Source organism: Deinococcus metalli (assembly GCF_014201805.1).
Lineage (GTDB): Bacteria > Deinococcota > Deinococci > Deinococcales > Deinococcaceae > Deinococcus > Deinococcus metalli.
On the sequence record NZ_JACHFK010000006.1, the window covers coordinates 1 to 22,919 of the forward strand.

Genomic DNA, 22,919 nt, shown 5'->3' on the forward strand with positions numbered 1-22,919 from the left:
TCGTCGATGAAGACGATGCAGGGCGCGCTCTTGCGCGCCTGCTCGAACAGGTCCCGCACGCGGGCGGCACCGACCCCGACGAACATCTCGACGAAGTCGGAGCCGGAGATGGAGAAGTACGGGACCTTGGCCTCCCCGGCGACGGCCTTGGCGAGCAGGGTCTTGCCGGAACCGGGGGGACCGACGAGGAGCACGCCGTGGGGGATGCGGGCGCCGAGGGCGTGGTACTTGTCGGGGGCACGCAGGAAGTCCACGACTTCCTGCAGGTCCTGCTTGGCCTCGTCGCAGCCCGCGACGTCCTGGAAGGAGAGCTTGATCTGCCCCTCCGCGATCACCGCCGCCTTGCTCTTCCCGAACGTGCTTGCGCTGCCCGCGCCGGAACTGCCGCGCATGCTGCGCCACAGCACCAGCAGGATCAGGCCGGTCAGCACCAGCGGCAGCGCCTGACCGATCCACCCGAAGGCCGAACCGCCCGGCACGACCCGCAGCGGCACGCCCGCCGCGCGGATGCGGTCGAGGGTCGCGCCGTCCGCCGGGACGACCAGCGTGCGCGCCCGGCCACCGTTGTCCTGGCCGTCGCAGCCGTCGCTGGTGCGGCAGGGCATGAAACTCACCGTGGCGTTCCCCAGGCTGTCCAGCGTGACGGCCGCGACCCGTCCGCGCTTGAGATCGTCGAAGAAGCGGTTGGTGGAGTAGCCGCCGCCCAGGCGCGCCGTCGGAACCGCCGCGACCGTGCCGGACTGGACGGTGCTGGCCGACGCGGTCGCCTGTGCGTGGACAGGCGCGCTGCCCAGCAGCAGAGCCAGGAGGGCGGCGACCGGCCACCAGCCGCCGCGGTGTGCGGCGGGCCGCTCGCTGGACTGGAACGACATGCGCGTCGGGCGGACCATGCGTCATGCTACGCCAGCGCCCCGCGCGGACATCGTGACGCCGTCCCGCCCACTGGGTGAACAGTGGCCCGGCTCAGCACTCAGTTTTCCGTCAGGCCCGGCCCGTATGCTGCGGCCATGCGTCCAGTTCACACCACCGCCGTGATCGCGAGCGCCCTCGCCGTGGGGCTCAGCGCGTGCACAGTGTCCGTCCGCCCGAACCTGACCCTCCAGGCGAGCGGCGGGAACCTGATCAGCGGCCTGAAGCCGGACCGTGGCGAGGGCAGCAGCTACGCCGTGGGCGAGAACGTCCGTATCAACGTCGGCACCCGCGCCGCTGGCTACGTGACGCTGGTCGCGCTGCAGAGCAACGGCTACGCCAGTGTGCTCGCCCGCAACGTGTACGTGCAGCCCGGCACCACGTCCTTCCCGCGCGCCCAGGACGGGGTGGTGTACACCATCGCGCCGCCCCGCGGCATCCAGCGCGTCCGTGCGATCTTCACCCGCGTGCGTCCCACCACCGACCTCGTGATCAGTGGCTATTACGACGGCGACCGCTGGAACACCTTCACGAACGCCTACGTCAGCCCCTACCCGCAGGCCGACCGCGACGTGCAGGAGACCTTCTTCTACATCCGCTGAGGGCGCGGCCGCCGGCCCGTCCAGTTGGGCTCGACCGGCATGCCCGCACCCCGCAACGCCACGATCAGAGACCGGAGCGCAGGACATCTCTGCGCTCCGACGCTGTTCTGCGTGTGGATTATGGCCTCGCGCTCAGTGCGCTGCGTGCCGCGCAGGTACGGCGCTCGGACCACGTTTCACATGGGTGGGCCAGCACGGAGCAGGCAGAGAGGGGCGGCCGTCCACAGGCTTCCGGCCAGCGGGCGGGAGACGCATCGGCTACGTGGCGGGCGGCCAGCCCAGCGCACGGGGCATGACCTATGCTGACCCACATGGCCCTGACCTTCGCTGACGCCAGCGCCCGCGTGGACGCCTACATCTCGCAGTTCAAGGAGGGCTACTTTCCGCCGCTGCTGATGCTGGCCCGCCTGACGGAGGAGACCGGCGAGGTCGCGCGCGTGCTGGCGCACCAGAACGGCAAGACGCCCAAACCCGGCGAGGACCCCGGCGACCTGGAACTGGAACTCGCGGACCTGCTGTTCGTGATGGTCTGCCTTGCCAACGAGCGCGGCCTGAGCCTCGAGCGCGGCTTTGAGCGCATGATGCACAAGGTCGAGACGCGCGACGCCGACCGCTGGACGAGAAAGGACGCTTCCCTGAGCGCAGATCCGGAACAGAGTGGCCCTTGATCTGCCGGAGGGCGGCCCGTAGCCTCGGCAGCAGTCCGCCCTGCCCCGCGCCTTCAGGAGCCTGCCATGACCGACCCCCGCTATCCCATCGGCCCGATGCCCATTCACCTGAGTTTGAGCCCCGAGGAGCGCGAGGCAGCGCTGGGCGCCATCCGCGCGCTGCCGGTCGAGCTGCGCGCCGCCGCGCACGGCCTGGACGACGCTCAGCTGGACACGCCCTACCGCGAGGGCGGCTGGAGCGTGCGGCAGGTGGTGCACCACGTCGCGGACAGCCACATGAACGCCTACGTGCGCGTCAAACTCGCCCTGACCGAGGACAACCCGACCGTGAAGCCCTATGAGGAGCAGCTCTGGGCCGAGTTGCCGGACTCGGCGCTGCCACCAGCGCTCAGTCTGGAACTGCTGGATGGCCTGCACACGCGCCTGGTCACCGTGCTGGGCGGCGTGACCGACTTCGCCCGCGAGTGGACGCACCCCGCGCAGGGCCGCACGTATACCCTCGACACGCTGCTCGGTATGTACGCGTGGCACGGCCGGCACCACGTGGCGCACATCACGGGCCTGCGCGAGCGGCAGGGCTGGTAATCGGGGCGCGTGCAGTTCGGCCCCGAATTCCACACGCCGATCACGCACCGCGCGGCCGGCGTCGTGATCCTGAACCCGGCCGGGGACATCCTGCTGGTGCAGGAGCACGGCGCGCCAGCAGAGGGCCAGAAGGCCGGTCTGTGGCACATTCCCAGCGGCACGGTCGAGGACGGCGAGAACCCCCAGGACACCGCGGTGCGCGAGGCCTGGGAAGAGGCCGGCGTGCGCGTACGCCTGACGCGCTTCCTGGCTGTATACCTGGGCCGCTTTCCCGACGGCGAGCCGGTGCTGAGGCACGCGTGGCTGGCCGAGGCGCTCCCGGGCTCGACGTACCGTCCCACCATCCCGGGCGAGGTCGCGGACGTGCGATTCATACCACGACGTGAATTCGACTGCCTGTACGACGCCGGACTGCTCCGCATGTACCACACCAAGCTGTTCTACGAGGACGTGCTGAGGGAGCGTGACAGCGAGCAGCGGCCCCCGGTCACGGCGAGCCGTTCCACCCTATAGCCCAGAACGCCGGTTACTCGTAGCCGAGTTCGCGCAGGGCTTCCTCGTCCTCTCGCCAGCCCGGGATCACGATGACTTCCAGCCCCAGGTAGACCTTACGGTTCAGGAAGATCTCCAGCTGCTTGCGCGCGGCCTGCCCGATCTCCTTGAGCTGCTTGCCGCCGGAGCCGATCACCATGCCCTTGTGGGCGTTCTTCTCGACCACGACCTCGCCCTCGATGCGCTGCAGGCCGTCCTCGCGCTCCGTCCACGAGGTCACGCGCGTGGCGACCGCGTAGGGCAGTTCGTCGCGCAGCTTCTTCATGGCTTCCTCGCGGATGATCTCGGCCGCCCACATCTCGCGCGTCTGGTCAGACGCCCCGCCGCGCGGGTAGAAGAAGGGGCTCTCGGGCAGGGTGTCCATCACCTGCTCGCGCAGCGTCGCCACGGCGGCGGTGTCGTTCTGCGCCGAGAGCGTCAGCTCGGTGGTGTCGCCGCTGCGGCCCTCCAGCAGCCCCCGGTAGAGCTTCATGGCCTCCTCCGGGTACTTGGCGACGTCGCGCTTGTTGCCGATCAGGAACAGCGGCTTGGGCAGATCGCGCACCTGGTGGGCGACCATGTTGTCCTCGTCGGTGGGCGGATGGCGCAGGTCCACCACCCACAGGATCGCGTCCACGTCGGCCAGGGCGGCGTGCACTTCCTGGTTCATGTACTTGCCCAGGGCGTCCTTGGGCTTGTGGACGCCGGGGGTGTCCACGAACACGATCTGGTGCGTGTCGGTGGTGTGGATGCCGCGGACGCCCCGGCGGGTGGTCTGCGGCCGCGGGCTGGTGGGCGCCACCTTGGTGTTCAGGAAGGCGTTCAGCAGGGTGCTCTTGCCCACGTTGGGCTTGCCGACGATGGCCACGAAGCCGCTGTGGCTGTCCGTGGGCGCATCATTGGAGGTCATGTGAAGATCGGTCATCGCGGTCATTGTCGCATGGGTGAGCCGCTGGACGTCCGGCGTGGGCCACCATCGGGCGAAGCCGATCGTAAAGGTTTGATGAAGTTTCCATGAGGCAACGCACCTGACATGGGAGCCGTACTGTGGGGCATGAGAGGCCCAGTCCAGACCGACGCCCGCGCCCAGGTTCAGGAAATGTTCGCCCAGAGCGTGGCCGTGCTGTCGCAGCCCAGCCCCGCCACCTTCGAGCGCTACGAGCGCCGCGGCAACCTGAACGCCGCGCTGCTGTACGTCATGGTCGCCGCCGTGGTGTCGGCCGTGATCGCCGCCTTCTTCGCGCTGTTCCACTCCGACGTGTCGTTCTTCGGCCAGCTGATCTCGCGCCTGATCATCATTCCCGTGCAGTTCCTGATCTTCACCGGGGCCGTGTACCTGATCGGCAAGAACCTCTTCAAGGGCACCGGCACCTTCTCCGAGGTCGCGTACTCCTTCGCGCTGTTCTTCGTGCCGCTGAGCATCGTCAGCACCCTGATCGGTATCATCCCGGTCCTGGGCTGGCTGGTGTCGTTCCTGATCGGCCTGGTGATGATCTACTTCGGCTTCCTGGCGGTGCAGTCCAGCATGAACCTGCGCGACCAGGGCCAGTCCATCGCCACGCTGGTGCTGGCGTGGATCGCCAGCTTCCTGGTCTCCGCGGCGGTCGGCGGCTTCTTCGCCTCGCTCTTCGCGGTCGGCCGCGCCATCAGCGGCAACTGACGTTCCATCCAGGCGAAGGGCGCGGCTCGAGTGGCCGCGCCCTTCCTGCATGCCCTTTCCCTGGGCGCGCTACTGCTCGCCGTACACGTGCACGGCCACGTCCAGTTCGCCCTTGCCGCCGCCGTAGTACGTGCCGCGCACCGGCGAGATGTCGCTGTACTCGCGGCCGTGCCCGATCTTGACGTGCTTTTCCTGTGCCATGCAGTTGTTGGTGGGGTCGTAGCCGAGCCAGCCGTAATCCGGAATCAGCACCTCCACCCACGCGTGCGTGGCCTCGGCGCCTTTCATCTCGCCGCCCGAGTACAGGTAGCCGCTCACATAGCGTGCCGGGATGCCCAGCTGCCGCGTGATACCTAGCATGGCGTGGGTGAAGTCCTGGCACACGCCGCGCCCGTGCTGCGCGAACTCCGCCAGCGGGGTACGTACCCCGGTCGCGCGCGTGTCGTACGTGAAGCGCCGGTACAGGTACGTGGTGAGGTCCATCATGAAGTCCGGCAGGTCGTCGGTCTGGCCGGGTCGGGTCACGCCGAAGATCTCCGGCCAGTCGCCGGCCGGCACGCGCGGACTGGCGACCAGGAACTCGGTGTTGCGGCGCCGTTCGGCGCGCAGGGCGCTGACGGGCGTGGGCGGCGGCAGCGGCAGCGCGTGCGTGTCCACGATGGCCTGCGCCTCGATGACCAGGTGTGTGTGCGGTTCGTGCACGTGGACGTGGTGCACGATCGCCCCGAAGTAGTCCTTGCGCGACGTGATCTCTGCCTCTGGAGCGACGTGCAGGTGGAAGGACCGCACCGACTGGCGGGCCTCCTGCGACGGGTGCAGCCGCACCTGGTTGAATGAATCCCACGCCGGGACGGGGTAGCGGTACTCGGTGGTGTGGCGGATCTCGCAGCGCATCAGTCGTGCCCCTGGCCGGACGGCCTCCGGCGGGCAGTGTGACAGCTTCTGCGTCCTGACACTCCGGAGGTCAAGGACCGCTTCAGGCCGGGTCTCATTCCTGCTCGAAGTAGGCGGCGTTGATCGCCGCGCCCACCCGGTTGAAATCGCTCAGCAGCTCCTCGATGGACGGGTACTCGTCCTCGACGATGTGCTCCACCGACGCGAACTGCAGCCGCGCCACCAGCCAGCGCGACAGCTTCAGGATTTCCGGGTGGGCGCCCGGGTGGTGCCGGTCGATCTGCGTGAGGGCGTCGTGCAGGTTCTCGGCGCTGTAGCGCACCGAGCGCGGGAAGAACTCGTCCAGCAGCAGGAACTCCGCGATGCGCAGCGGGTGGATCCCGGTATGCACGCTCTTGCGGTACGCCTCGTAGGCGCTCGCGCCCTTCAGCGCACTCACCCAGCGCTGGTCCTGCAGGGTGCGGCCCGCCGGGTCGTCGCGCAGCGCCTGCACGGCCGCGTCCTTCAGACGGCTCTGGAGGACCCGCAGCGTGTTGTCGCCGCGCTCCAGGGTCTGTCCGGCGCGCATGAACGACCAGCCCTCGTCGCGCGGCAGGGTCGCGAAGGCGATACCGAAGAAGAACTGCGACGCGTCGCGCGCCGCCACGCAGTATTCGAAGAGGCCGTCCCGGTCGAGGATGTCGCCGTTCTCGAAGCACAGCGTCAGGTACGCGCGGTTCAGGCTCTCCCACATCTCGCTGGGAATCCGGTCGCGCAGGCCGCGGGCGTTCTCACGCGCGCGCATCAGCGAGCTGGCGATCGAACTGGGGTTGTCGTGGTCGAAGGCCATCCACGACGAGATCGAGCGGGCGTCCAGCCGCCCGTACTTGGCGCGCAGAGCGGCCTCGCCGCCCGTGAGCTCCAGCAGCGGCGCCCAGTGCTCGCGGCCCCGCCCGGCCATCTCCAGGGTCGCGTAATAGTTGACGTTCAGGAGTCGGGCGGCGTTCTCCGCGCGTTCCATGTAGCGCCCGATCCAGTACAGGCTTTCGGCCAGTCTCGAGAGCAGCAGCACTCAGCCCTCACCCCCCGTCAGTTCGTCCTTCTCCAGCTGCTGCTGGTACGACCGTCCGCCCGGCGACACCGCGCCGCCCTGCGACTGGGACTGGCTCTGCGACTGCTGCCCGCTCCCGGACTGGGACTGGCTCTGCGACTGCGACTGGTGCGGCTCCGCGCCGTCCGGGCGCGGCTCGTGGCTCTGCTCGTACGCCGAGGTCAGCGCTTCGTCGGCCACGCGTTCGCGCAGCTGGGCATATTCCGGCGAGAACGCCACGTGCTGGCGATCCGGCGTGGCGTCAATGGGCACGGACCCGAAGCCGCCCTGGAACTGCGCCTGCGACTGGGACTGCACGCCCGCCGCGTCCGTCACGTCCCCGTGCATCAGCTGGTTCATGCCCAGCGGCGTGGCGGGGCCATCGTGGTCGAGCACCCAGGTGTCCTTGCTGCCGCCCCCCTGGCTGGAGTTCACGACCAGGCTGCCGCGGCGCAGGGCCACGCGCGTGAGGCCCCCCGGCACGATGGTGACCGGATCGCCGCACAGCACGTAGGGCCGCAGGTCGATGTGCGCGCCCTCGAACTCCGCGCTGTCCGGGTAGAACGTCGGGTGCCGCGACAGGCCCACCACCGGCTGCGCGATGAACTCGCGCGGGTTGGCGCGCACCTTCTCGAGGTACTCGCTGATCTCGGCGCCCGTGGCGGACGGGCCGATCAGCATGCCGTAGCCGCCGGCCTCGCCCACCGCCTTGAACACCATCTCGGACGCGTTGGAGAGCATGTGCTCCAGGTGCTCGGCGTTCCAGCCCAGGTACGTGGGCACGTTGTTCAGGATGGGTTCCTCGTTCAGGTAGTAGCGGATCATGTCCGGCACGTAGGCGTACACCGCCTTGTCGTCGGCCACGCCGGTGCCGATGGCGTTGGCAATCGCCACGCGGCCCTGCCGGTAGACCTCGATCAGGCCCGGCACGCCCAGCGACGAGTCGCGCCGGAACGCCAGCGGGTCGAGGAAGTCGTCGTCCACACGGCGGTAGATCACGTCCACCTGCTGACGCCCGCCGGTGGTGCGCATCCACACCCGGCCGCCGTCCACGAACAGGTCGCGGCCCTCCACGAGTTCCACGCCCATCTGCTGGGCCAGGAAGGCGTGCTCGAAGTACGCGCTGTTGTACATGCCGGGCGTGAGCACCACCACCGTGCCGTGCTCGCGCGGACTGACCGACGACAGCAGCCGCTGCAACTCGGCCGCGTAGTGCTGCACCGGCCGCACGCCCTGGTTCTCGAACATGCCCGGGTAGATACGGGTCATGGCCTGCCGGTTGGCCATCAGGTACGACACGCCGCTGGGCGAGCGCAGGTTGTCCTCCAGCACCAGGTAATTGCCCTGCTCGTCGCGGATCAGGTCGGTGCCCACGATGTGCGTGTACAGGCCGTTGGGCGGCAGCACGCCGTGTACCTCGCGGCGGAAGTGCCCCGACGTGTACACCAGTTCGGCCGGGATCACGCCGTCCCCGAGGATCTCGGCGGCGGAGTAGATGTCGCGCAGGAAGGCGTTCAGGGCCTTCACGCGCTGGGTCAGGCCCGCCTCCACGTGCGCCCACTCGCTGGCCGGAATGATGCGCGGCACCGGGTCGAAGGGAAAGGTGCGCTCGGTGCCCTGCGCGTCGCCGTACACCGTGAAGGTGATGCCCTGGTTGCGGAAGGCCATGTCCAGCAGCTCGTGCCGGCGTTGGAATTCCCGCACGCCCAGCCGGTCGAGGTACTCCAGGACGCCCTGGTAATGGGGACGGACGTCGCCCTGCGCGGTGAACATCTCGTCGAAGAACTGGTTGCCCGGCTCATACTTCATCCACTGCCCTCCTTGGGCGCATCCCTGACACGGAAGATAGCCGCTCGGGGCGTGGGGAGCGCCTCAGCTGTCCACGTTGTGCAGGCCACAGGAGCGCGGGGCCGCCTGGTGGGTGGCCCCGCGCTCCTGTCTCGCGTTCCTGTCAGCAGTGTCCGGGGCCTACGGCACGACGCGGCGGCCGTCCGCGCCGTACGACGCGAGCACGGCCTGGGCTGCCGCGGCCGCCTGCCCGGCCCGCGCGAGCGCCACGACCGCCCCGCCGAAGCCCGCGCCGGTCATCCTGGCCCCGAAGATGTCGGGGTGCGCCTGCAGCAGCGCCACCAGCGTGTCCACCTGCGGGTGCGAGACCTCGTAGTCGTCGCGCAGCGAGGTGTGGCTGGCGTTCATCAGCTGCCCGAAGGCCGCTGCGTCCGCGCCCAGGCCGGCCAGTACGCGGGCGTTCTCGGTGACCACGTGCCGGGCGCGCTTTTTCAGCAGCTCGGGCAGGCCGTCCAGCGCCGCCACGTCCGTCACGTCGCGCAGTTCCGTCACGCCCAGCAGGCGCGAGGCCTCCTCGACCTGGGCGCGGCGCTCGTTGTAGCCGCTCTCGGCCAGGCGCCGCGGCACGCCGGAATCGATCACCAGCACCTCCGCGCCCTCCGGGAACGGCACTGCGCGACGCTCCAGGCTGCGCGTGTCGATCAGCAGCATGGTGGTGGTGTCGGCCAGGCTGGACGCCATCTGGTCCATCACGCCGCACTGCACGCCCACGAACTCGTGCTCGACCTGCACGCCGCGCAGCGCCAGCGCCACGTCGTCCAGTGCCAGGCCGTACAGCGTTCTCAGGGCGCGCAGGGCCGCGACCTCCAGCGCCGCGCTGCTGCTCAGGCCGCCGCTGGGCACATTGCCCTGCACGTACACGTCCATGCCCTCCTGCACGCCGCACAGGTTCAGGCAGCCGGTCAGGTACGGCGCGAAGTCGGTGCCGACCTCGCCCACCGTCACGCGCAGGGTCTTGTGGCTGTTGGCGCTGTGCAGCACGTGCTCGGCGCTGCCGTTGCGGGCCACGCTGACGGTGGTGCGCTGCGGAATCGCGGTGGGCAGCACGAAGCCGCCCTGGTAATCGGTGTGCTCGCCCAGCAGGTTCACGCGGCCCGGCGCGGACGCCGTCGCCTCCGGCGCGCGGCCGAAGATCGTCTCGAAGCTGCTCACTGGTCGCCCCCGTCCAGCTTGACGTCTTCCAGGTTCACGGCGCGCAACTCCTGAGCGGCGGCCTCCGGGTACTTGTCGTTGGCGAACTCGCCCGCACCCTGCTCGGTGCCGGCCAGGTATTTCATGCGGCCCGGCGCGCGCAGGTACGGGTAGATCTCGATGTGCAGCGGGAAGGCCGGGTGCGGTCCGTCCAGCGGGGCCTGGTGCACCGTCATCAGGTAGGGCATGCGCCCGCCGAACAATCCGTCCAGGCGCCGCAGCGCGTCGCGCAGCACCCGCGCGAAGCTCGCGCGTTCGGCGTCGCTCAGCTCCGAGAGCAGGCCCACCGGCCGGGCGGGCAGCACCCACGTCTCGTAGGTGTAGCGCGCGAACGGCGGCACCACGCTCAGGGCCTCGCCGTCGTCGCGGATGACCCGCTCGCCCGAGGCGCGTTCCTGCGGAACGAAATCCGCCAGCCACGGCCGGCCCAGGTCCGCGTGGTACGCCTCGGCGCTGCGCAGCATGGTGGCCTGCACCGGCGGGATGTGGTCGTAGGCGTAGATCTGGCCGTGCGGGTGGTGCAGCGTCACGCCGACCTCCACGCCGCGGTTCTCGAAGGCCAGCACGCTCTTGATCTTGCCGGTGGCGGCCAGCCGGGTGGTGCGGTCGGCCCACACCTGCAGCAGCAGCCCGATCTGCTCGTCCGAGAGGTCGCACAGCCGGCCGCCCGCGTCCTGGCTGAACACCACGACCTCGCACGCGCCCACCCCGGCGCGCGTGTCGGCCGGTCCAAGACCGGGGTCCGGGGCGGTGAGGGTCAGGCTGGGGAAGCGGTTCTGGAAGACCGCGATGTCGTACGTGCCGCGCGGCAGTTCGGTGGGATGTTCGGGGTCGCTGGTGGGGGCCAGCGGGTTGTACTCGGGCGGGGGCAGGAAGGTGCGGCCCATGCGGTGTGCGGCGTACATGACCCACTCGCTGCGCAGCGGATGCCAGCGCATCACCGGCCGGGCGTCCACCGGGTCCGGGCTCGGGCTGGGGATCTCGCTGTCCACGCGGACCGGGTGCAGACCGTACAGCGTCAGCGCCCGCCCGTCCGGCTTCGTGAAGTCCTGTTGGTGCATGCTGAGTATCCTACCTTTCCCCGGACGACCCTCCGGAATCCGCGCGTGGGGAATCCCGGCGGATGTCTACATGACGAGCCCAGCGTGGACCGGGTTGCGTATCCGGTCGCGCTGGGCTCCGTTGCCCCTGGGGGCACGCGCTCACTTGATGTTGCTGCTGACTTCCTTCAGCGCGCTGTCGAGGATCGAGCGGTAGTCCGGGTTGGGCTTTTGCACGCTCTGCGCGACCGCGCTGCCCCACGGCCCCCAGATCGCGCCCATCTGCGGCACGTTCGGCATGGGCGTGCCGGCCGAGATGGCCTTGCCGAATCCCTGCACGATGGGGTTGTTCTTGAGCTTGGTGCGCGCCGCCAGGCTGACCGGAATGCGCCCGCCCGCCTGGTTGAACGACGTCTGCGAGTCCTGGCTGACCAGCATCTTGGCGAACTGCGCGGCGGCGGCCTTGTTCTTGCCGTAGGCGTTCAGGATCACGCCCTGCACGCCCACGAAGGGCGACCACTTTGACGTGGCGCCGGGAGGGGTCGGCAGCGTGGTGATGCCGTAGTCGATGCCGGCCTTCTTGATGTCGCCCATGTCCCACGGTCCGGTGATCAGCATGCCCAGCCGGCCGTCCACGAAGGCGCCCTTGGCGGCGTCGGCGGTCACGCCCTCGGGCACGAGGTTGTACTTGTAGCGCAGGTCGTTCATCACGCTGACGGCCTTCAGCGCGCCCGCGTTGCCGATGCCCACGTCCTTCACGTTCAGGGTGCCGCCGTTGTTCTTGAAGATGTAGCTGCCGTACGCGCTGAAGATCCCGTAGTTCGCGTAGGCGTTCGTCAGGTCCACCAGGAAGCCGAACTTGCCGTTGCCGGTGTTCGCCTGCGCCACCTTGATGAACTCGTCCCACGTGGTCGGCGCGGTCTTCACGATCTTCTTGTTGTAGATCAGCGCCACGGACTCGGCGAACATCGGCAGGCCGAACAGTTTGCCGTTGTAGGTCATGGCGCTCAGCGCGGTCTTGTCGAGGTCGGTCTTCGACGTCAGGTACTTGTCGAGCGGCTCGATGATGCCCGCCGACGCGAGCTGTCCCAGGCGGTCCTGCGGCAGGGTCACGACCATGTCCGGCCCCTGGCCCTTGGGCGCGGCCTGGAGCAGCTTGTCCGGGATCTGGTCGAGCGGCAGGGCCACGATGTTCACCGCAGTGCCGGTCGCCTTCTGGAACGCGGCGGCCTGGGCGCGCAGCCACGCGACCTCGGCGGCGTCCGTGAAGTGGTTCCACACGGTCAGCGTGGCGGCCGACGCCTGGGAGGCGAGTACGAGGGCGGTGAGGGTGAGCAGTCGGTTCATGGAGTCCTCCTGGGGACGGGTGGCGTGGTGTTCAGGGAAGGCGGATCAGTTCAGGCCGTCGATGGCCGGGGTGGCCTTCGCGTCGTCGTCGAACAGGGCGCGGCGTGAGGCGTCGTCGTCGGTCCAGCCGGGGGCACTGAGCCACTTCGCGCTCTGCGACCAGAACGCGCCCCAGTAGAAAATTCCGTGTCCGCCGGCATGCTGCACGACCGGTGACAGGGCGCGCAGATAGTCGAGCTGACCCTGTGGCGTCTGCGGGTACGGCACGTTCGTGTAGCCCTTCTCGTTCGGCGCCCAGTACAGCGCCGTCTCGGCCACGTACACGGGTTTGGCGAAGGCGGCGTTCAGCGCGCGGATGGTCTCGTCCAGCTCCGCGAAGGAGCCGTGCCACATCGGGTAGTACGAGATGCCGATGGTGTCGAACTGCCCGCCGGCCTGCTGGAACGCGCGGTACCACGCGACGGTCGCGGCGGCGTCCCCGATCTTGGCGATGTGGATCATCACGGGCGGGGTCGTGGCCGGGCCGCCGCTCGCGTCACGCACGGCCCGCACGCCCGCGTTCGTGAGCTTCGCGAAGGTGGTCATGTCGTCGTTCCGGATGCGGCCGACCTCCCACAGCATTCCGCCGTTGATCTCATTGCCGACCTGCACCATGTCCGGCGGGGTGTCCTGGGCGCGCAGCTGCGTGATCACGTCCCGCGTGTAGTCGTACACCGACGTCTCCAGCGCCCTGGCGTCCTGGCCCTGCCAGCGCGGCGGCGTCCACTGCCCGCCGGGATCGGCCCACCAGTGCGAGTAGTGCAGGTCGAGCAGCACGTGGAGGTTCTGTTTTTTGGCGTCCAGCAGCATGGCCTTCACGTACGGCAGGTCCTGCGCCAGACCGTAGCGGCCGTCCGGATCGACCATCAGCCGCACGCGCACCCAGCCGAACTTGTGGTCCTTGACGATCTTCAGCGCGGGCCGGACCTTGCCGTCCGTGTCCCTGAACTGCACGCCGTGCAGCTCGGCGTCCCGCGCCTCGGAGACGTCCACGCCACGAATCCACGCGAAGTCCTTGTCCCTGGCGGGGCTGGCCTGGGCGCTCAGCGGGGCGGTGGCCCTGGCCTGGACATCCGGCGACGACGCGCACGAGATCAGGCCGGCGGTCAGGGCGAGCAGCAGCGTGGGGGGGATCAGGGCAGTCATGCGAATTCCTCCAGAGTGGACACGGGGGACGCGAGCAGCACCGAACTGACCGGCGGGAGCACGTGGCCGCGCCACGTCACGCTGCGGGCCGTCCAGTTCTGCACCAGGGTGTGGCCGCCGCGCCGCGAGACGCGGACGCCCTCCGGCATGGGCGTGACCTCAATGCCGGCGTCCGCCAGCACGCCGCGCAGGACGGCCGCGATCAGCGTGTCGCTGTGCGCGCCGATCACGGTCACGGTGCCGTGCCGGACCACGGCGGCCAGAGTGTCCAGCGGGCCGCCCGCGTAGGTGGCGAGCACGTCCGCGCCATGCGGGTCGTACGCCTCTGCCCACAGCCGCGCGGCGTGTGGGCTGCCCTCCAGCGCCACGGTCTGCTCCAGGCCGGCGGGCAGCGAGTCGAAGTTCAGCGGGCGGGCGCCCAGCAGCCCCGCCAGCGGGCCGAAGCCTCCGCCGTCCTGCGCGCGGCCCGAGAGCTGGCGCAGCCCGGTGCGCGGCCCGAACACCAGCCGGGCGTGCGTGGCGGCCTCCAGATGCCGGGCACGCTCCGGCGTCATGACCGTCAGCGCGGGCGCGACGACCACGGCGTAGCCGCTCAGGTCGCTGTCCGGATGGACGATGTCCACGTCCACGCCCAGCGCACGCAGCGCCCGGTAGTACGCGAAGGTCTGTGCCCAGTAGTTCAGGCCGCCCGAGTGCGGCTGCGCGTTGTACGCCCACAGGCTGTCGTAGTCGTGCAGCACGGCCACGCGGTTCACGACCGGCACCAGCGGGTGGGCTGCCGCGTCGATGCCCCGCACCTCGGCGTGGCCACGGTCCGGGGTGCCGTCGTGGCGCAGCAGGCCCGAGTGCAGGAGTTCCTGCGCCATCGTGGCGGCCTGCCAGCGGAAGTACGCCACGCCGTCCGCGCCGTGCGCCCACGCCTGGGCCGTCCACAACGGCACCGCGCCTGCCGCCGGCAGCGGATTGCTGGGCGCCCAGTCGATCTGCCCGCACTGCTGCTCCATGACCCAGTGGCCCCGGCCGGTCAGACCGCGGTACAGGTCATGGTTGAAGGCGGTGATGTCCGGGTGCCCGGTGCGTGCGTATTCCAGCGCGACCTGCGGCTCCATCACGTTCCACTCGCCAATCGCGGTCAGCGTGCCGGTCGGGTACGAGTCCCACGACGCGAAGTCCAGGCCCACGCTCAACTCGTGGTGGTCGTACGCGCTGAAAAAGCCCATGAAGTTGTGCGTCACGAAGCGGCCCGACGAGCACTCGCGCAGGATGGCGACCTGCTCCGCCTGGAACGCCGCGAGCAGCCCCGACGTGAAGCGCATGAAGTCCAGCGTGTGCGACGGACTGCACGCCGCGACCGCCTGGCCGGGCAGCGGGATCTGCGCCCAGTCGCTGTACTCCATGCTCCAGAACACGTTGCCCCACGCGGCGTTCAGGGCGTCCAGCGTGCCGTAGCGCGCCTCCAGCCACGCGCGGAACGCCGCCTGCGCCGCCGGGGTGTACGTCTGCGCGGTGTCGCCCCAGCCGAACTCGTTGTCGGTCTGCCACCCGATCACTGCCGGGTGCTGCCCGTAGCGCTCGGCCAGGGCGCGCGTGATGCGCCGGGAATGCTCACGAAATACCGGGCTGGCCGGGTCGTAGTGCCGCCGGGCGCCGAAGGTCTTGACGCGGCCATCGCGGCCGACTGGCAGGATCTCCGGGTGCGCCTGAACCAGCCATGCGGGCGGCGCGGCGGTGGGCGTGCACAGCACGACCTTCAGGCCCTGGGCCGCCGCGACCTCGATGGCTCCGTCCAGCCACGCCCAGTCGTACTCGCCGGCGCGGGGTTCCAGACGGCTCCACGCGAATTCTGCCAGCCGCACGAACGATAGGCCCAGCTCGCGCTGCTGCCGGGCAAAGTCCGCCCACAGGTCGGGGGAGACGTGCTCCGGGTAATCGCAGACGCCCAGCAGCAGGGAGGAAGGGGTAGGGGATTCAGACGGCATGACACTCTCCCGGTGGAGGACAAGACGGGTCCGCGCGCCGTCCAGGCCGGACGTGCGGAGAAGGAGGGCGCCCAGTGGCGCCGGCGGATGACGATGTGCCCGCAGCGTACGGAGTGTTATGGTTAACAGTTGTGTGCCAGCGCTGAATGCGACCCTGGGGCCCAATAGATAACTGCTGATGAGCCTGAAGAGAGAAGCGAAATTCTGTTATCTGGTGCGGAGATTTTGCAGAAGGGCGAGCGTCCTCTGACGAAGGACGTGGGATCCGCAGGCGCACCCTCAAGTCAGTCTTGGCCTCGACAATGCCCGAGTGTTAGCCTTAACAGAAATCGGCTGGAGGTGTTGAGCATGACCGACCGCAACCGGACCGTCACGCTGGCCGACGTGGCTGCGCTGGCGGACGTCTCGCAGCAGACCGTGTCGCGGGTGGTCACGGGCCACGGGCCGGTCGCGCCCCGCACGCGCGCCCGCGTGAACGACGCCATCGCGCAGCTGAACTACGTTCCCAACCGCCTCGCCACCGGCCTCGCGCGGCAGCGCACGTACTCGGTGGGCTTCGCTACCAATGACCTGTCGCTGCACGCCCCGTCGCAGCTCACCGCCGGGATCGAGCACGCGGCGCGGGAGGCCGGCTACAGCCTGCTGGTGTCCATCGTGGCCGCGAACGGGCTGGCGGCCGTCACACACACGCTGCGCGGCCTGCGCGAGCGGCAGGTGGACGGCGTGCTGCTGAACGCCTCGCTGAGTTCTGCCGACGCCGTGGCGGTGCGCCAGCGCTTTCCGGGCCTGCCGTGCGTGTTCATGGACGTGCCGCTGGGCACCCTCGTGCCTGCCGCGCTGCTCGACCAGGGGCACGGCGCGCGGCAGGCCGCCGATCACCTGCTGGCCCTGGGCCATACCCGGATCGCCTTCGTGGATGGCCCCCGGCACGCGGTGGTGGAAAACGCCCGGCCGCAGGCGTGGCGCGCCGCCCTCGCCGCCCGCGATCTGGCGCCGGTGGCCGTGGTCGAGGGCGACTGGAGTCCGGCCAGCGGGTACGCGGCGACCCTGCGGCTGCTCGCAGGCGGGGTACCGTTCACGGCGATCCTGGTGGCGAACGACCAGATGGCCGTGGGCGTGCTGCGTGCGCTGTGGGAACGCGGCCTGAACGTGCCCGCCGACGTGTCGGTGGTCGGCTACGACGACACGCCGGAGAGCGCCCTGCTGATCCCGCCCCTCACGACGGTACGGCAGGACTTTCCCACGCTGGGCGCCCGCGCCTTCGCGCACCTGCTGTCGCTGCTGGACCGCGGTGAGGACGCCGCGCCGCCCCCGGTGCTCACCGTGCCGGATCTCGTCGTGCGGGCCAGCACGGCGCCGCCTTCGGGCGAGCGGCAGGGCGTGCAGGCGGCGCTGGATACCCTGCGCGCCGCGCTGCTCGGGCGCGGCTGATCCAGTGGGGCCGGGCGGCAGCCTGCGGCAGGGGAGGGCGACGTCCTCCGGCCCACGGGAAGGTCAGCTGGTGGGCTGGTAAGTGTGCGGCGGCAGGCCGTCCACGGCCGCGTCCGTCAGGTTGAAGGTGCCGCGCGTGAAGTGCGTGACCGCGCCGCCGTTGCTGCGCGCCAGGGTGGTGGGCCGGTCCGGGGTGCTGAGTTCCAGGCTGCGGCGCAGCAGGGCCAGCCCGGCGGCGTCCAGCATGTCGATAGGATCGCTGCTGGCGCGCAGGCCGCCGATCACGTCCAGCATGCCGGCCACCGCTTGGCGCTCGTGCTCATTCAGCATGCTCAGCTCCCGCCGGGCGATCATCACGTCCGGGTCCGGCTGGTACCACGTGTGCTGGTACCAGCGCGACAGGGCGGTGTGCAGCGCGCTGCGGGCGTTCGGGGTGGCGCCGTCGCGCAGGTGGACGCGGCGGCCCTCGTCGTCCCAGAAGGGCGCGACGTCCGGACCGGTCCGCATGGCGTCCACCACGCCGATGGATGTCGCCAGCGGCGCGCCGCAGCCCAGGATGAAGCCGTCGCCAAAGCCCTCGCGGATCGCGTCCAGCGCCTGACGGTACGCCTGTGCGCGGCCCACGCCGGGGTCGTGCCGCCCGCCTGGCTGCGACGCCGCGTACAGGAAGTCGATCTTCAGGTAGTCGTAGCCCCACCCGCGCACGGTGGCGGCCAGGTCGCGCAGCCACGCGAGGGCGCCGGGGTGCGTGGTGTCCAGGGCCGCGTACGGCCCGCCCCAGTTGTTCCCGAACAGCAGCGGCCCGCTGCCGTCCTCGTTCTGGAGCAGGTACTCCGGATGCGCCGCGTACAGCTTCGAGTGCGGCCCGACCAGGACCGGGGCCAGCCACAGGCCCGCGCGGAATCCCAGCGCCTTCAGCGCGGCGGGGAGGTCCCTGGCGTGCCCGCCGAACCACGCGGACGGCTCGGTCCAGTCGCCCAGGTCGGCCTGGAAGCCGTCATCGAGCTGGAACACGTCGAAGGGCAGGTCCAGTTCACGCGCGCGCCGGGCGTTGTGCAGCATGTCCTCCAGCGTGACCGAGCGGTAGTACGAGTACCACGAGCACCACACCCGCAGCGGCGGGGGCGTCAGCGCGTTCATCCGCCGGCCCAGCTCGGCACTGAGCGCCTCGACGGTGGCGATCACGTCCGCCGTCTCCTCAAAGGCCACCTCGACGTCCGGCCCCTCCAGCGTGCAGGTCAGCGTGACCTCGCCCTGCCCGGCCCGCGCCTCCCAGTGCGTGAAGGTGTGGGTGGCGTCCAGCGCGCAGCCCACCCAGCCGCCACCGTCCGGGCGGATCAGGGCGATCAGGGTGTGCGAGCGCCACACGCCGGCCTCGTCGCTGGGCGGGAACGCGGGGTCCTGGCCCTGCTCGGTCATCCACTGCAGCAGGGCGCGCGGCTGGGTGTCCGTGACGAACCGCAGCTCGGCCTCGCTCCACGACTGATAGCCGCTGGTCAGCACGCGCAGGGTGGAGGGGTCGGCGGCCAGGGTCCATTCAGGCATGGGCCAGCACCTCGAAGCTCACGGGCTCCAGTGTGTGGTCCTGCCACGTGACGCGCTCCGTGGTCCAGTTCTGCACCAGGGTCCGCCCGGCCCGGCGGCTGATGCGCACGCCCTCCGGCAGGTGCGTGACCTCGACGCCAGCGCCTGCCAGCACGTCCGAGAGCACCGCCCGGAGAAGGTCGGGGCTGTGGGCGCCGATCACGGTTGCGTTCCCGTGCGCGGCCACCGCCGCGTGTCCGTCCAGCGGGCCGCCCGCGTAGGTGTACGTCGCCTGTGCGCCCTCCAGGCGGTAGCTCTCCGCCCACGTCTGCGCCTGGAATGCGCCGCCCGGCCCGCTCACGTCCTGCGTCAGGGTGGGCCGCAGAGAGTCGAACTGCAGGAGCTTGACGCCCAGCAGGTCCGAGAGCGGCCCCGGCTGGCCGGCCGCCCAGGTCTGACCGCCGGGCATGCGGAAGGCCGTGCGCGGCCCGGACACCAGCTTCACGCCGCCCTGCACGGCTCGCGTCCAGCGCTCGGCGCGTTCGGGCGACATCAGCGTGATCGCCGGGGCCACGACGACCGCGTAGGCGCTCACGTCCGCGTCCGCGTGGACGATGTCCACATCCACACCCAGCGAGCGCAGCGCGCCGTAATACGCGACGACCTGCGCCCAGTACGTCATGCCCGCCGCGTGCGGCTGCTGGTCGTACAGCCACAGACTCTCGTAGTCGTGGAGCAGCGCCACACGCGCCGGCACGTCGCCCGCCGGGAACTGCGACTGGTCCAGGGCGCGGACCTCGGCAAGCCCCCGGTCCTCGGTCTCGTCGTGGCGCAGCAGGCCGGAGTGCATCACCTCCTGCGCCATGGTCGCCGCGCGCCAGCGGAAGTAGCTCACCACGTCCGCGCCGTGCGCCCACGCCTGCGCGGTCCACAGGGCCACCGCGCCGTCCGCGGGCAACGGGTTGTACGGCGCCCAGTTCACCTGCCCGCACTGCTGCTCCATGACCCACATGCCGGGCGGCGTGCCGCGTCCCTCGCGCCCCAGGCCCGCGCCGCCCGACGCCAGCGAGCGGTAGATGTCGTGGTTCAGGGCGATCAGGTCCGGGTGCCCGGTGCGCGCGTAGCGGGTCTTCACGTCGTCGCCCGCGCCGGGCGGGGCGAAGTGCTCCAGCATGCCCAGCGGGTAATTGTCCCACGACGCGAAGTCCAGGCCCCGCGCGACCTCGTAGTGGTCGAAGCCCGACTCGAAGATCATGAAGTTGTGCGTGATGAAGCGCCCCGGCGACATCTCCCGCAGGATCTCCACCTGCTCGCGCTGGAAGTCCGCGATCAAGCTGGAGCAGTGGCGCGCGTAGTCCAGCACGTGCGACGGATTGAGTTCCGTGACCGTCAGGATCGGCGGGCGGATCTGGTCGAACGACACGTACTCCATGCTCCAGAACACGTTGCCCCACGCCTCGTTCAGGCGCTCGACCACGGTGTAGCGCTGGCGCAGCCATTCCGGGAAGGCCGCCGCGCTGGCCCCGCCGTAGCTGCGAGACGTGGCGTGGCAGCCGAACTCGTTGTCGGTCTGCCAGCCCACCACCGCCGGGTGCCGCCCGTAGCGCAGGGCCATCGCCAGCGTGACCCGGCGCGAGTGCTCGCGGTACACCGGCGACGCGAAGTCGTAGTGGCGCCGCGACCCGAACTCGCGCACACGGCCCTGCTCGTCGTACGGCAGGACCTCCGGGTGCGCTCGGATCAGCCACGCGGGCGGCGTGGCCGTCAGGGTACACAGCACGACCTTCAGGCCCGCGCCGTGGTACGCCTCGATGGCGTGATCGAGCCACGCCCAGTCGTAACGGCCGGGTTCGGGTTCCAGTCGGCTCCACGCGAACTCCGCGATCCGCACGAAGTGCAGGCCCGCGCTGCGCTGCTGCTCGGCGTAGCGGGTCCAGCGGTCCTGCGGCACGTGCTCCGGGTAATCGCAGGACCCCAGCAGGAGATGTGGGGGCGCGGCGGCGTCAGCGTCGGTCATGGGTCATCCTTGAACCAGAAGAAAATGAGAAACGTGGGGGCGGCCAGGCGGCGTGGTGGGGCAGCACGGGACGGCCCCCGTGGACGGTGTCCACGGGGGCCGCGCCAACGGGGACCGGTCAGCCGGCGTCCACCAGTTCCACGTCGAAGATCAGGGTCGCGCCGCCCGGAATCACGCCGGGCACGCCCGCGGCGCCGTAGCCCAGGTGTGCGGGAATGGTGAGCTTCGCCTTGTCGCCCACGTTCAGCTGCGCGATGCCCTCGTCCCAGCCCTTGATGACGTAGCCGACGCCCAGCGGAAACTCGATGGGCTGGCCGCGGTCGCGGCTGGAGTCGAACTTCTGCCCGTTTTCCAGCGTGCCGGTGTAGTGCACCTTGACCATCTTGCCCGGCTGGGCGGGCGCGCCGTGGCCCTCGTGATACTTCTCGACCTTGAGCTCATCCATGCGCGTCAGGGTATCCCGACTTCTGGCCATCCTCCCCGCTGCCTGAAGTGAGCCTTAAGGCCCGCCCAAGGCCCGGACCGTCCCTCTGCTAGCCTGGGCAGCTGTGAGCGGCGCGACCCCCACCCCACCCCACCCGCTCGCGGCGGCGTGGCGCACGTGGATCGTGGGCGCGCTGCTGCCGGTGTACGTGTTGACGACCTTCGTGGGCACCCTCGCCCGGGTGGACGGCGACTCCATGAACCCCACCCTGCACACCGGGGACGTGCTGCTGCTGCTGAAATACCCGCGCTGGCAGCGCACGTGGGGACTGGGCGGCGCGTTTCCCCGGCGCGGCGACCTGGTGGTGTTCAAGGCGCCCGCGGACAGTCCCTACGCCTACGAGACCGTGTGGGGCGTGCGCCACCGCCCGTACAACATCAAGCGCGTGCTGGCGCTGGCGGGCGACACGGTGGGTGTGACGGACGGGCGCGTGACCGTGAACGGCCGTGCGCTGGCCGAGCCGTACGCCAGCGAGGGTTTCGTGCAGGACCAGGCGGCCCGGGTGGTGCCGGCCGGGACGGTGTGGGTGATGGGGGACAACCGCCGCCTGGGCGAGAGCCTTGACAGCCGCGCCTATGGCCCGGTCGCGCTGCGCGATGTGGCCGGGCCTGCCGACGTGCGCCTGTGGCCGCAGCCCGGTTCCGTGCCCCGCTGAACAGGGGTCCCGCTCACGTCCCGCTGCTACGCTCGCTCCCATGAACGTCCGGATTCCCGTGCTGGCCGCCGCGCTGATGGCCGGCGGTGTCGCCTCCGCGCAGACGCTGGTCGCGGTCGACGACCCCAAGCTGCCCTTCCGCGTGTCATTGCCTGCCGGCTGGCTGGGCGCCGACTTCGGCGACAAGGCCGCCGGCGTGAGCGTCGTGTCGGCCAAGGCCCCGCCCGCCACGCTGATCCGGCTGCTGTACACGCCCAAGAACGGCGCCGCCGTGAACCTGAACAGCGAATTCAAGAAGTTCGAGGCGGGCGTGACGTCCAGCGGCGTGACCCTCAAGCAGCAGTCGAGCGCGGCCGCGACGTACGGCGGGGTCAGCGGCATCGAGCGCCAGTACACGCTGACGCACCCGCGCGGCCAGCTGCGGATGCGGGTGTGGTACGGCAACGGCGCGAAAAACCTGTACTCCTTCCAGCTCACCGACTCGCCCGCGCGCTACGCGGCAGCCAGCACGCTGTTCAGCAAGGTGCTGTCGTCGCTGCGCTTCCGCTGAGCCCCGCTGGACCGGGTTCAGCGCCGGCTCAGGCCGTGGGGGTACGGTGGGGCATGCGCCGTCTGCTCGCCCTGCTGCTCGCGTCGGGAACTGTGGCCCTCGCGAACGAACGCCTGCCCGTGACCCACGTGCGCTTCTCCGTGTCGGGCGACCGCGTGCTGGTGCTCACCTCCGGCGTGAAGGACGGGTCCGGCCAGGGCGCCGCGCGTCTGGACGTGCTGAGCACCGCGGGCGGCACCACCCTCTACCGCCAGTCCCGCACGGCGGACGCGTCGCCCGGCAGCCTGCGCGCCGCGCTGCTGAACGCGCCGGCCACCGCCGCCCGCCTGCATACCTGGGGCCTGTGGCCCGGCCGCGTGCACGCCGCGCGCTTCGCCCGCACCTACGCCGCGCCGTACCCGCGCTGGAGCGACGCCGCCACGTCCGGGCAGACCGAGCGAACCGCGGTGAACGTGTGGTCGCGGCCGGTGCCGGTCACGCTGGACGTGTACGCCCTGCCGTCCACGTGCGCGTACCCGGAGATGCTGGGCGGCTTCGTGCCCGCCGGGTTCCGCCTGAGCGTGAACGGGCTGGTCGTGTTCCAGGACGCGGCGCTGCCCGCCGCCCGCGCGTGCGCCGCCGGGTACACCCTGGAACGCGTGGACGTGCAGGGTGACCGCGCGCTGCTCACGGTCCGCGCCTACGGGCCGGGCTTCGAGGGCCCGGACGCCGAGCCGGTGTTCATCGCCGCCACGCTGCGCTGAGGGGCGG

Annotated in this window: 22 protein-coding genes; 9 read left to right on the plus strand and 13 right to left on the minus strand. The window is 70.6% G+C overall.

Annotation, left to right across the window (positions count from 1 at the left end; genetic code table 11):
* Positions 1–890 (minus strand): AAA family ATPase (locus tag HNQ07_RS12340; protein WP_311733223.1); only part of this gene is annotated, 890 nt, incomplete at its 3' end.
* Between the two features lie 117 nt (positions 891–1,007).
* Here HNQ07_RS12340 and HNQ07_RS12345 point away from each other — a divergent pair.
* From HNQ07_RS12345 to HNQ07_RS12360, 4 genes are all read left to right on the plus strand, one after another.
* Positions 1,008–1,511, plus strand: a complete 504-nt coding sequence (locus HNQ07_RS12345; protein WP_184112209.1) for a DUF4384 domain-containing protein — start codon at positions 1,008–1,010, stop codon at positions 1,509–1,511.
* A gap of 311 nt (positions 1,512–1,822) precedes the next feature.
* Positions 1,823–2,179 carry a nucleotide pyrophosphohydrolase gene (locus HNQ07_RS12350; protein ID WP_184112211.1) on the plus strand — a complete coding sequence of 119 codons (357 nt, stop codon included), beginning with the start codon at positions 1,823–1,825 and terminating at the stop codon, positions 2,177–2,179.
* Positions 2,180–2,245: 66 nt separating this feature from the next.
* A complete protein-coding gene (locus tag HNQ07_RS12355) occupies positions 2,246–2,764 on the plus strand; it encodes a YfiT family bacillithiol transferase (protein ID WP_184112213.1) in 519 nt (172 codons plus the stop codon).
* A gap of 9 nt (positions 2,765–2,773) precedes the next feature.
* A complete protein-coding gene (locus HNQ07_RS12360) occupies positions 2,774–3,277 on the plus strand; it encodes a Nudix hydrolase (protein WP_184112215.1) in 504 nt (167 codons plus the stop codon).
* 13 nt (positions 3,278–3,290) lie between these two features.
* On the opposite strand, the gene era is transcribed toward HNQ07_RS12360, so the two are convergent.
* A complete protein-coding gene (gene era, locus HNQ07_RS12365) occupies positions 3,291–4,220 on the minus strand; it encodes a GTPase Era (RefSeq protein WP_184112217.1) in 930 nt (309 codons plus the stop codon).
* Positions 4,221–4,349: 129 nt separating this feature from the next.
* On the opposite strand from era, the gene HNQ07_RS12370 reads away from it, so the two are divergent.
* Positions 4,350–4,955 (plus strand): YIP1 family protein, encoded by a 606-nt coding sequence (locus HNQ07_RS12370; RefSeq protein ID WP_184112219.1) that lies wholly within the window; start codon positions 4,350–4,352, stop codon positions 4,953–4,955.
* A gap of 69 nt (positions 4,956–5,024) precedes the next feature.
* On the opposite strand, the gene HNQ07_RS12375 is transcribed toward HNQ07_RS12370, so the two are convergent.
* From HNQ07_RS12375 to HNQ07_RS12410, 8 genes are all read right to left on the minus strand, one after another.
* Positions 5,025–5,849, minus strand: coding sequence for a transglutaminase family protein (locus tag HNQ07_RS12375; RefSeq protein ID WP_184112221.1), 825 nt, complete (start codon positions 5,847–5,849; stop codon positions 5,025–5,027).
* A 94-nt stretch (positions 5,850–5,943) separates the two neighbouring features.
* A complete protein-coding gene (locus HNQ07_RS12380) occupies positions 5,944–6,900 on the minus strand; it encodes an alpha-E domain-containing protein (RefSeq protein WP_184112223.1) in 957 nt (318 codons plus the stop codon).
* On the minus strand, positions 6,901–8,727 hold the full coding sequence (locus HNQ07_RS12385; RefSeq protein WP_184112225.1) for a circularly permuted type 2 ATP-grasp protein: 1,827 nt from the start codon (positions 8,725–8,727) through the stop codon (positions 6,901–6,903).
* 159 nt (positions 8,728–8,886) lie between these two features.
* A complete protein-coding gene (gene galK, locus HNQ07_RS12390) occupies positions 8,887–9,918 on the minus strand; it encodes a galactokinase (protein ID WP_184112227.1) in 1,032 nt (343 codons plus the stop codon).
* On the minus strand, positions 9,915–11,018 hold the full coding sequence (galT, locus tag HNQ07_RS12395) for a galactose-1-phosphate uridylyltransferase (protein ID WP_184112229.1): 1,104 nt from the start codon (positions 11,016–11,018) through the stop codon (positions 9,915–9,917). The genes galK and galT overlap by 4 nt, the downstream gene beginning before the upstream one ends.
* Positions 11,019–11,159: 141 nt before the next feature.
* Positions 11,160–12,344: a sugar ABC transporter substrate-binding protein gene (locus HNQ07_RS12400; protein ID WP_184112231.1), complete on the minus strand. Its 1,185-nt coding sequence runs from the start codon at positions 12,342–12,344 to the stop codon at positions 11,160–11,162.
* A gap of 45 nt (positions 12,345–12,389) precedes the next feature.
* Entirely contained in the window at positions 12,390–13,529 is a 1,140-nt protein-coding gene (locus tag HNQ07_RS12405) for a glycoside hydrolase family 53 protein (RefSeq protein WP_184112232.1), read from the minus strand.
* Entirely contained in the window at positions 13,526–15,508 is a 1,983-nt protein-coding gene (locus tag HNQ07_RS12410) for a beta-galactosidase (protein WP_184112233.1), read from the minus strand. The genes HNQ07_RS12405 and HNQ07_RS12410 overlap by 4 nt, the downstream gene beginning before the upstream one ends.
* A 348-nt stretch (positions 15,509–15,856) precedes the next feature.
* Between HNQ07_RS12410 and HNQ07_RS12415 the strand changes: the two genes are divergently transcribed.
* Positions 15,857–16,939 carry a LacI family DNA-binding transcriptional regulator gene (locus tag HNQ07_RS12415; protein WP_184112234.1) on the plus strand — a complete coding sequence of 361 codons (1,083 nt, stop codon included), beginning with the start codon at positions 15,857–15,859 and terminating at the stop codon, positions 16,937–16,939.
* A 63-nt stretch (positions 16,940–17,002) separates the two neighbouring features.
* Here HNQ07_RS12415 and HNQ07_RS12420 read toward each other — a convergent pair whose 3' ends face one another.
* The 3 genes from HNQ07_RS12420 to HNQ07_RS12430 all read right to left on the minus strand — a co-directional run bounded on the left by HNQ07_RS12420 (position 17,003) and on the right by HNQ07_RS12430 (position 20,925).
* The gene (locus tag HNQ07_RS12420; protein WP_184112235.1) at positions 17,003–18,484 is read right to left on the minus strand and encodes a glycoside hydrolase family 36 protein; all 1,482 of its coding nucleotides are present in this window, start codon (positions 18,482–18,484) and stop codon (positions 17,003–17,005) included.
* Positions 18,477–20,480, minus strand: coding sequence for a beta-galactosidase (locus HNQ07_RS12425; RefSeq protein ID WP_184112236.1), 2,004 nt, complete (start codon positions 20,478–20,480; stop codon positions 18,477–18,479). Before HNQ07_RS12425 ends, HNQ07_RS12420 begins: the two co-directional genes overlap by 8 nt.
* Positions 20,481–20,598: 118 nt before the next feature.
* Positions 20,599–20,925, minus strand: coding sequence for an FKBP-type peptidyl-prolyl cis-trans isomerase (locus HNQ07_RS12430; RefSeq protein WP_184112239.1), 327 nt, complete (start codon positions 20,923–20,925; stop codon positions 20,599–20,601).
* Between the two features lie 103 nt (positions 20,926–21,028).
* Between HNQ07_RS12430 and lepB the strand changes: the two genes are divergently transcribed.
* From lepB to HNQ07_RS12445, 3 genes are read left to right on the plus strand one after another with little or no spacing between them, the layout of a single operon-like run.
* Positions 21,029–21,619: a signal peptidase I gene (gene lepB, locus HNQ07_RS12435; RefSeq protein ID WP_229831998.1), complete on the plus strand. Its 591-nt coding sequence runs from the start codon at positions 21,029–21,031 to the stop codon at positions 21,617–21,619.
* Positions 21,620–21,659: 40 nt separating this feature from the next.
* Positions 21,660–22,169 (plus strand): hypothetical protein, encoded by a 510-nt coding sequence (locus HNQ07_RS12440; RefSeq protein WP_184112241.1) that lies wholly within the window; start codon positions 21,660–21,662, stop codon positions 22,167–22,169.
* A 53-nt stretch (positions 22,170–22,222) separates the two neighbouring features.
* Positions 22,223–22,912 carry a DUF2259 domain-containing protein gene (locus HNQ07_RS12445; RefSeq protein WP_184112243.1) on the plus strand — a complete coding sequence of 230 codons (690 nt, stop codon included), beginning with the start codon at positions 22,223–22,225 and terminating at the stop codon, positions 22,910–22,912.
* The last annotated feature ends 7 nt before the right edge of the window (positions 22,913–22,919 follow it).

Bases quoted from the DNA above. Each gene is read 5' to 3' on its own strand.
- HNQ07_RS12345 (WP_184112209.1), top strand. From the start codon at position 1,008: ATGCGTCCAGTTCACACCACCGCCGTGATCGCGAGCGCCCTCGCCGTG.
- HNQ07_RS12350 (WP_184112211.1), top strand. From the start codon at position 1,823: ATGGCCCTGACCTTCGCTGACGCCAGCGCCCGCGTGGACGCCTACATC.
- HNQ07_RS12355 (WP_184112213.1), top strand. From the start codon at position 2,246: ATGACCGACCCCCGCTATCCCATCGGCCCGATGCCCATTCACCTGAGT.
- era (WP_184112217.1), bottom strand. From the start codon at position 4,220: ATGACCGATCTTCACATGACCTCCAATGATGCGCCCACGGACAGCCAC.
- HNQ07_RS12370 (WP_184112219.1), top strand. From the start codon at position 4,350: ATGAGAGGCCCAGTCCAGACCGACGCCCGCGCCCAGGTTCAGGAAATG.
- HNQ07_RS12375 (WP_184112221.1), bottom strand. From the start codon at position 5,849: ATGCGCTGCGAGATCCGCCACACCACCGAGTACCGCTACCCCGTCCCG.
- HNQ07_RS12385 (WP_184112225.1), bottom strand. From the start codon at position 8,727: ATGAAGTATGAGCCGGGCAACCAGTTCTTCGACGAGATGTTCACCGCG.
- galT (WP_184112229.1), bottom strand. From the start codon at position 11,018: ATGCACCAACAGGACTTCACGAAGCCGGACGGGCGGGCGCTGACGCTG.
- HNQ07_RS12400 (WP_184112231.1), bottom strand. From the start codon at position 12,344: ATGAACCGACTGCTCACCCTCACCGCCCTCGTACTCGCCTCCCAGGCG.
- HNQ07_RS12405 (WP_184112232.1), bottom strand. From the start codon at position 13,529: ATGACTGCCCTGATCCCCCCCACGCTGCTGCTCGCCCTGACCGCCGGC.
- HNQ07_RS12410 (WP_184112233.1), bottom strand. From the start codon at position 15,508: ATGCCGTCTGAATCCCCTACCCCTTCCTCCCTGCTGCTGGGCGTCTGC.
- HNQ07_RS12415 (WP_184112234.1), top strand. From the start codon at position 15,857: ATGACCGACCGCAACCGGACCGTCACGCTGGCCGACGTGGCTGCGCTG.
- HNQ07_RS12420 (WP_184112235.1), bottom strand. From the start codon at position 18,484: ATGCCTGAATGGACCCTGGCCGCCGACCCCTCCACCCTGCGCGTGCTG.
- HNQ07_RS12425 (WP_184112236.1), bottom strand. From the start codon at position 20,480: ATGACCGACGCTGACGCCGCCGCGCCCCCACATCTCCTGCTGGGGTCC.
- HNQ07_RS12430 (WP_184112239.1), bottom strand. From the start codon at position 20,925: ATGGATGAGCTCAAGGTCGAGAAGTATCACGAGGGCCACGGCGCGCCC.
- HNQ07_RS12440 (WP_184112241.1), top strand. From the start codon at position 21,660: ATGAACGTCCGGATTCCCGTGCTGGCCGCCGCGCTGATGGCCGGCGGT.
- HNQ07_RS12445 (WP_184112243.1), top strand. From the start codon at position 22,223: ATGCGCCGTCTGCTCGCCCTGCTGCTCGCGTCGGGAACTGTGGCCCTC.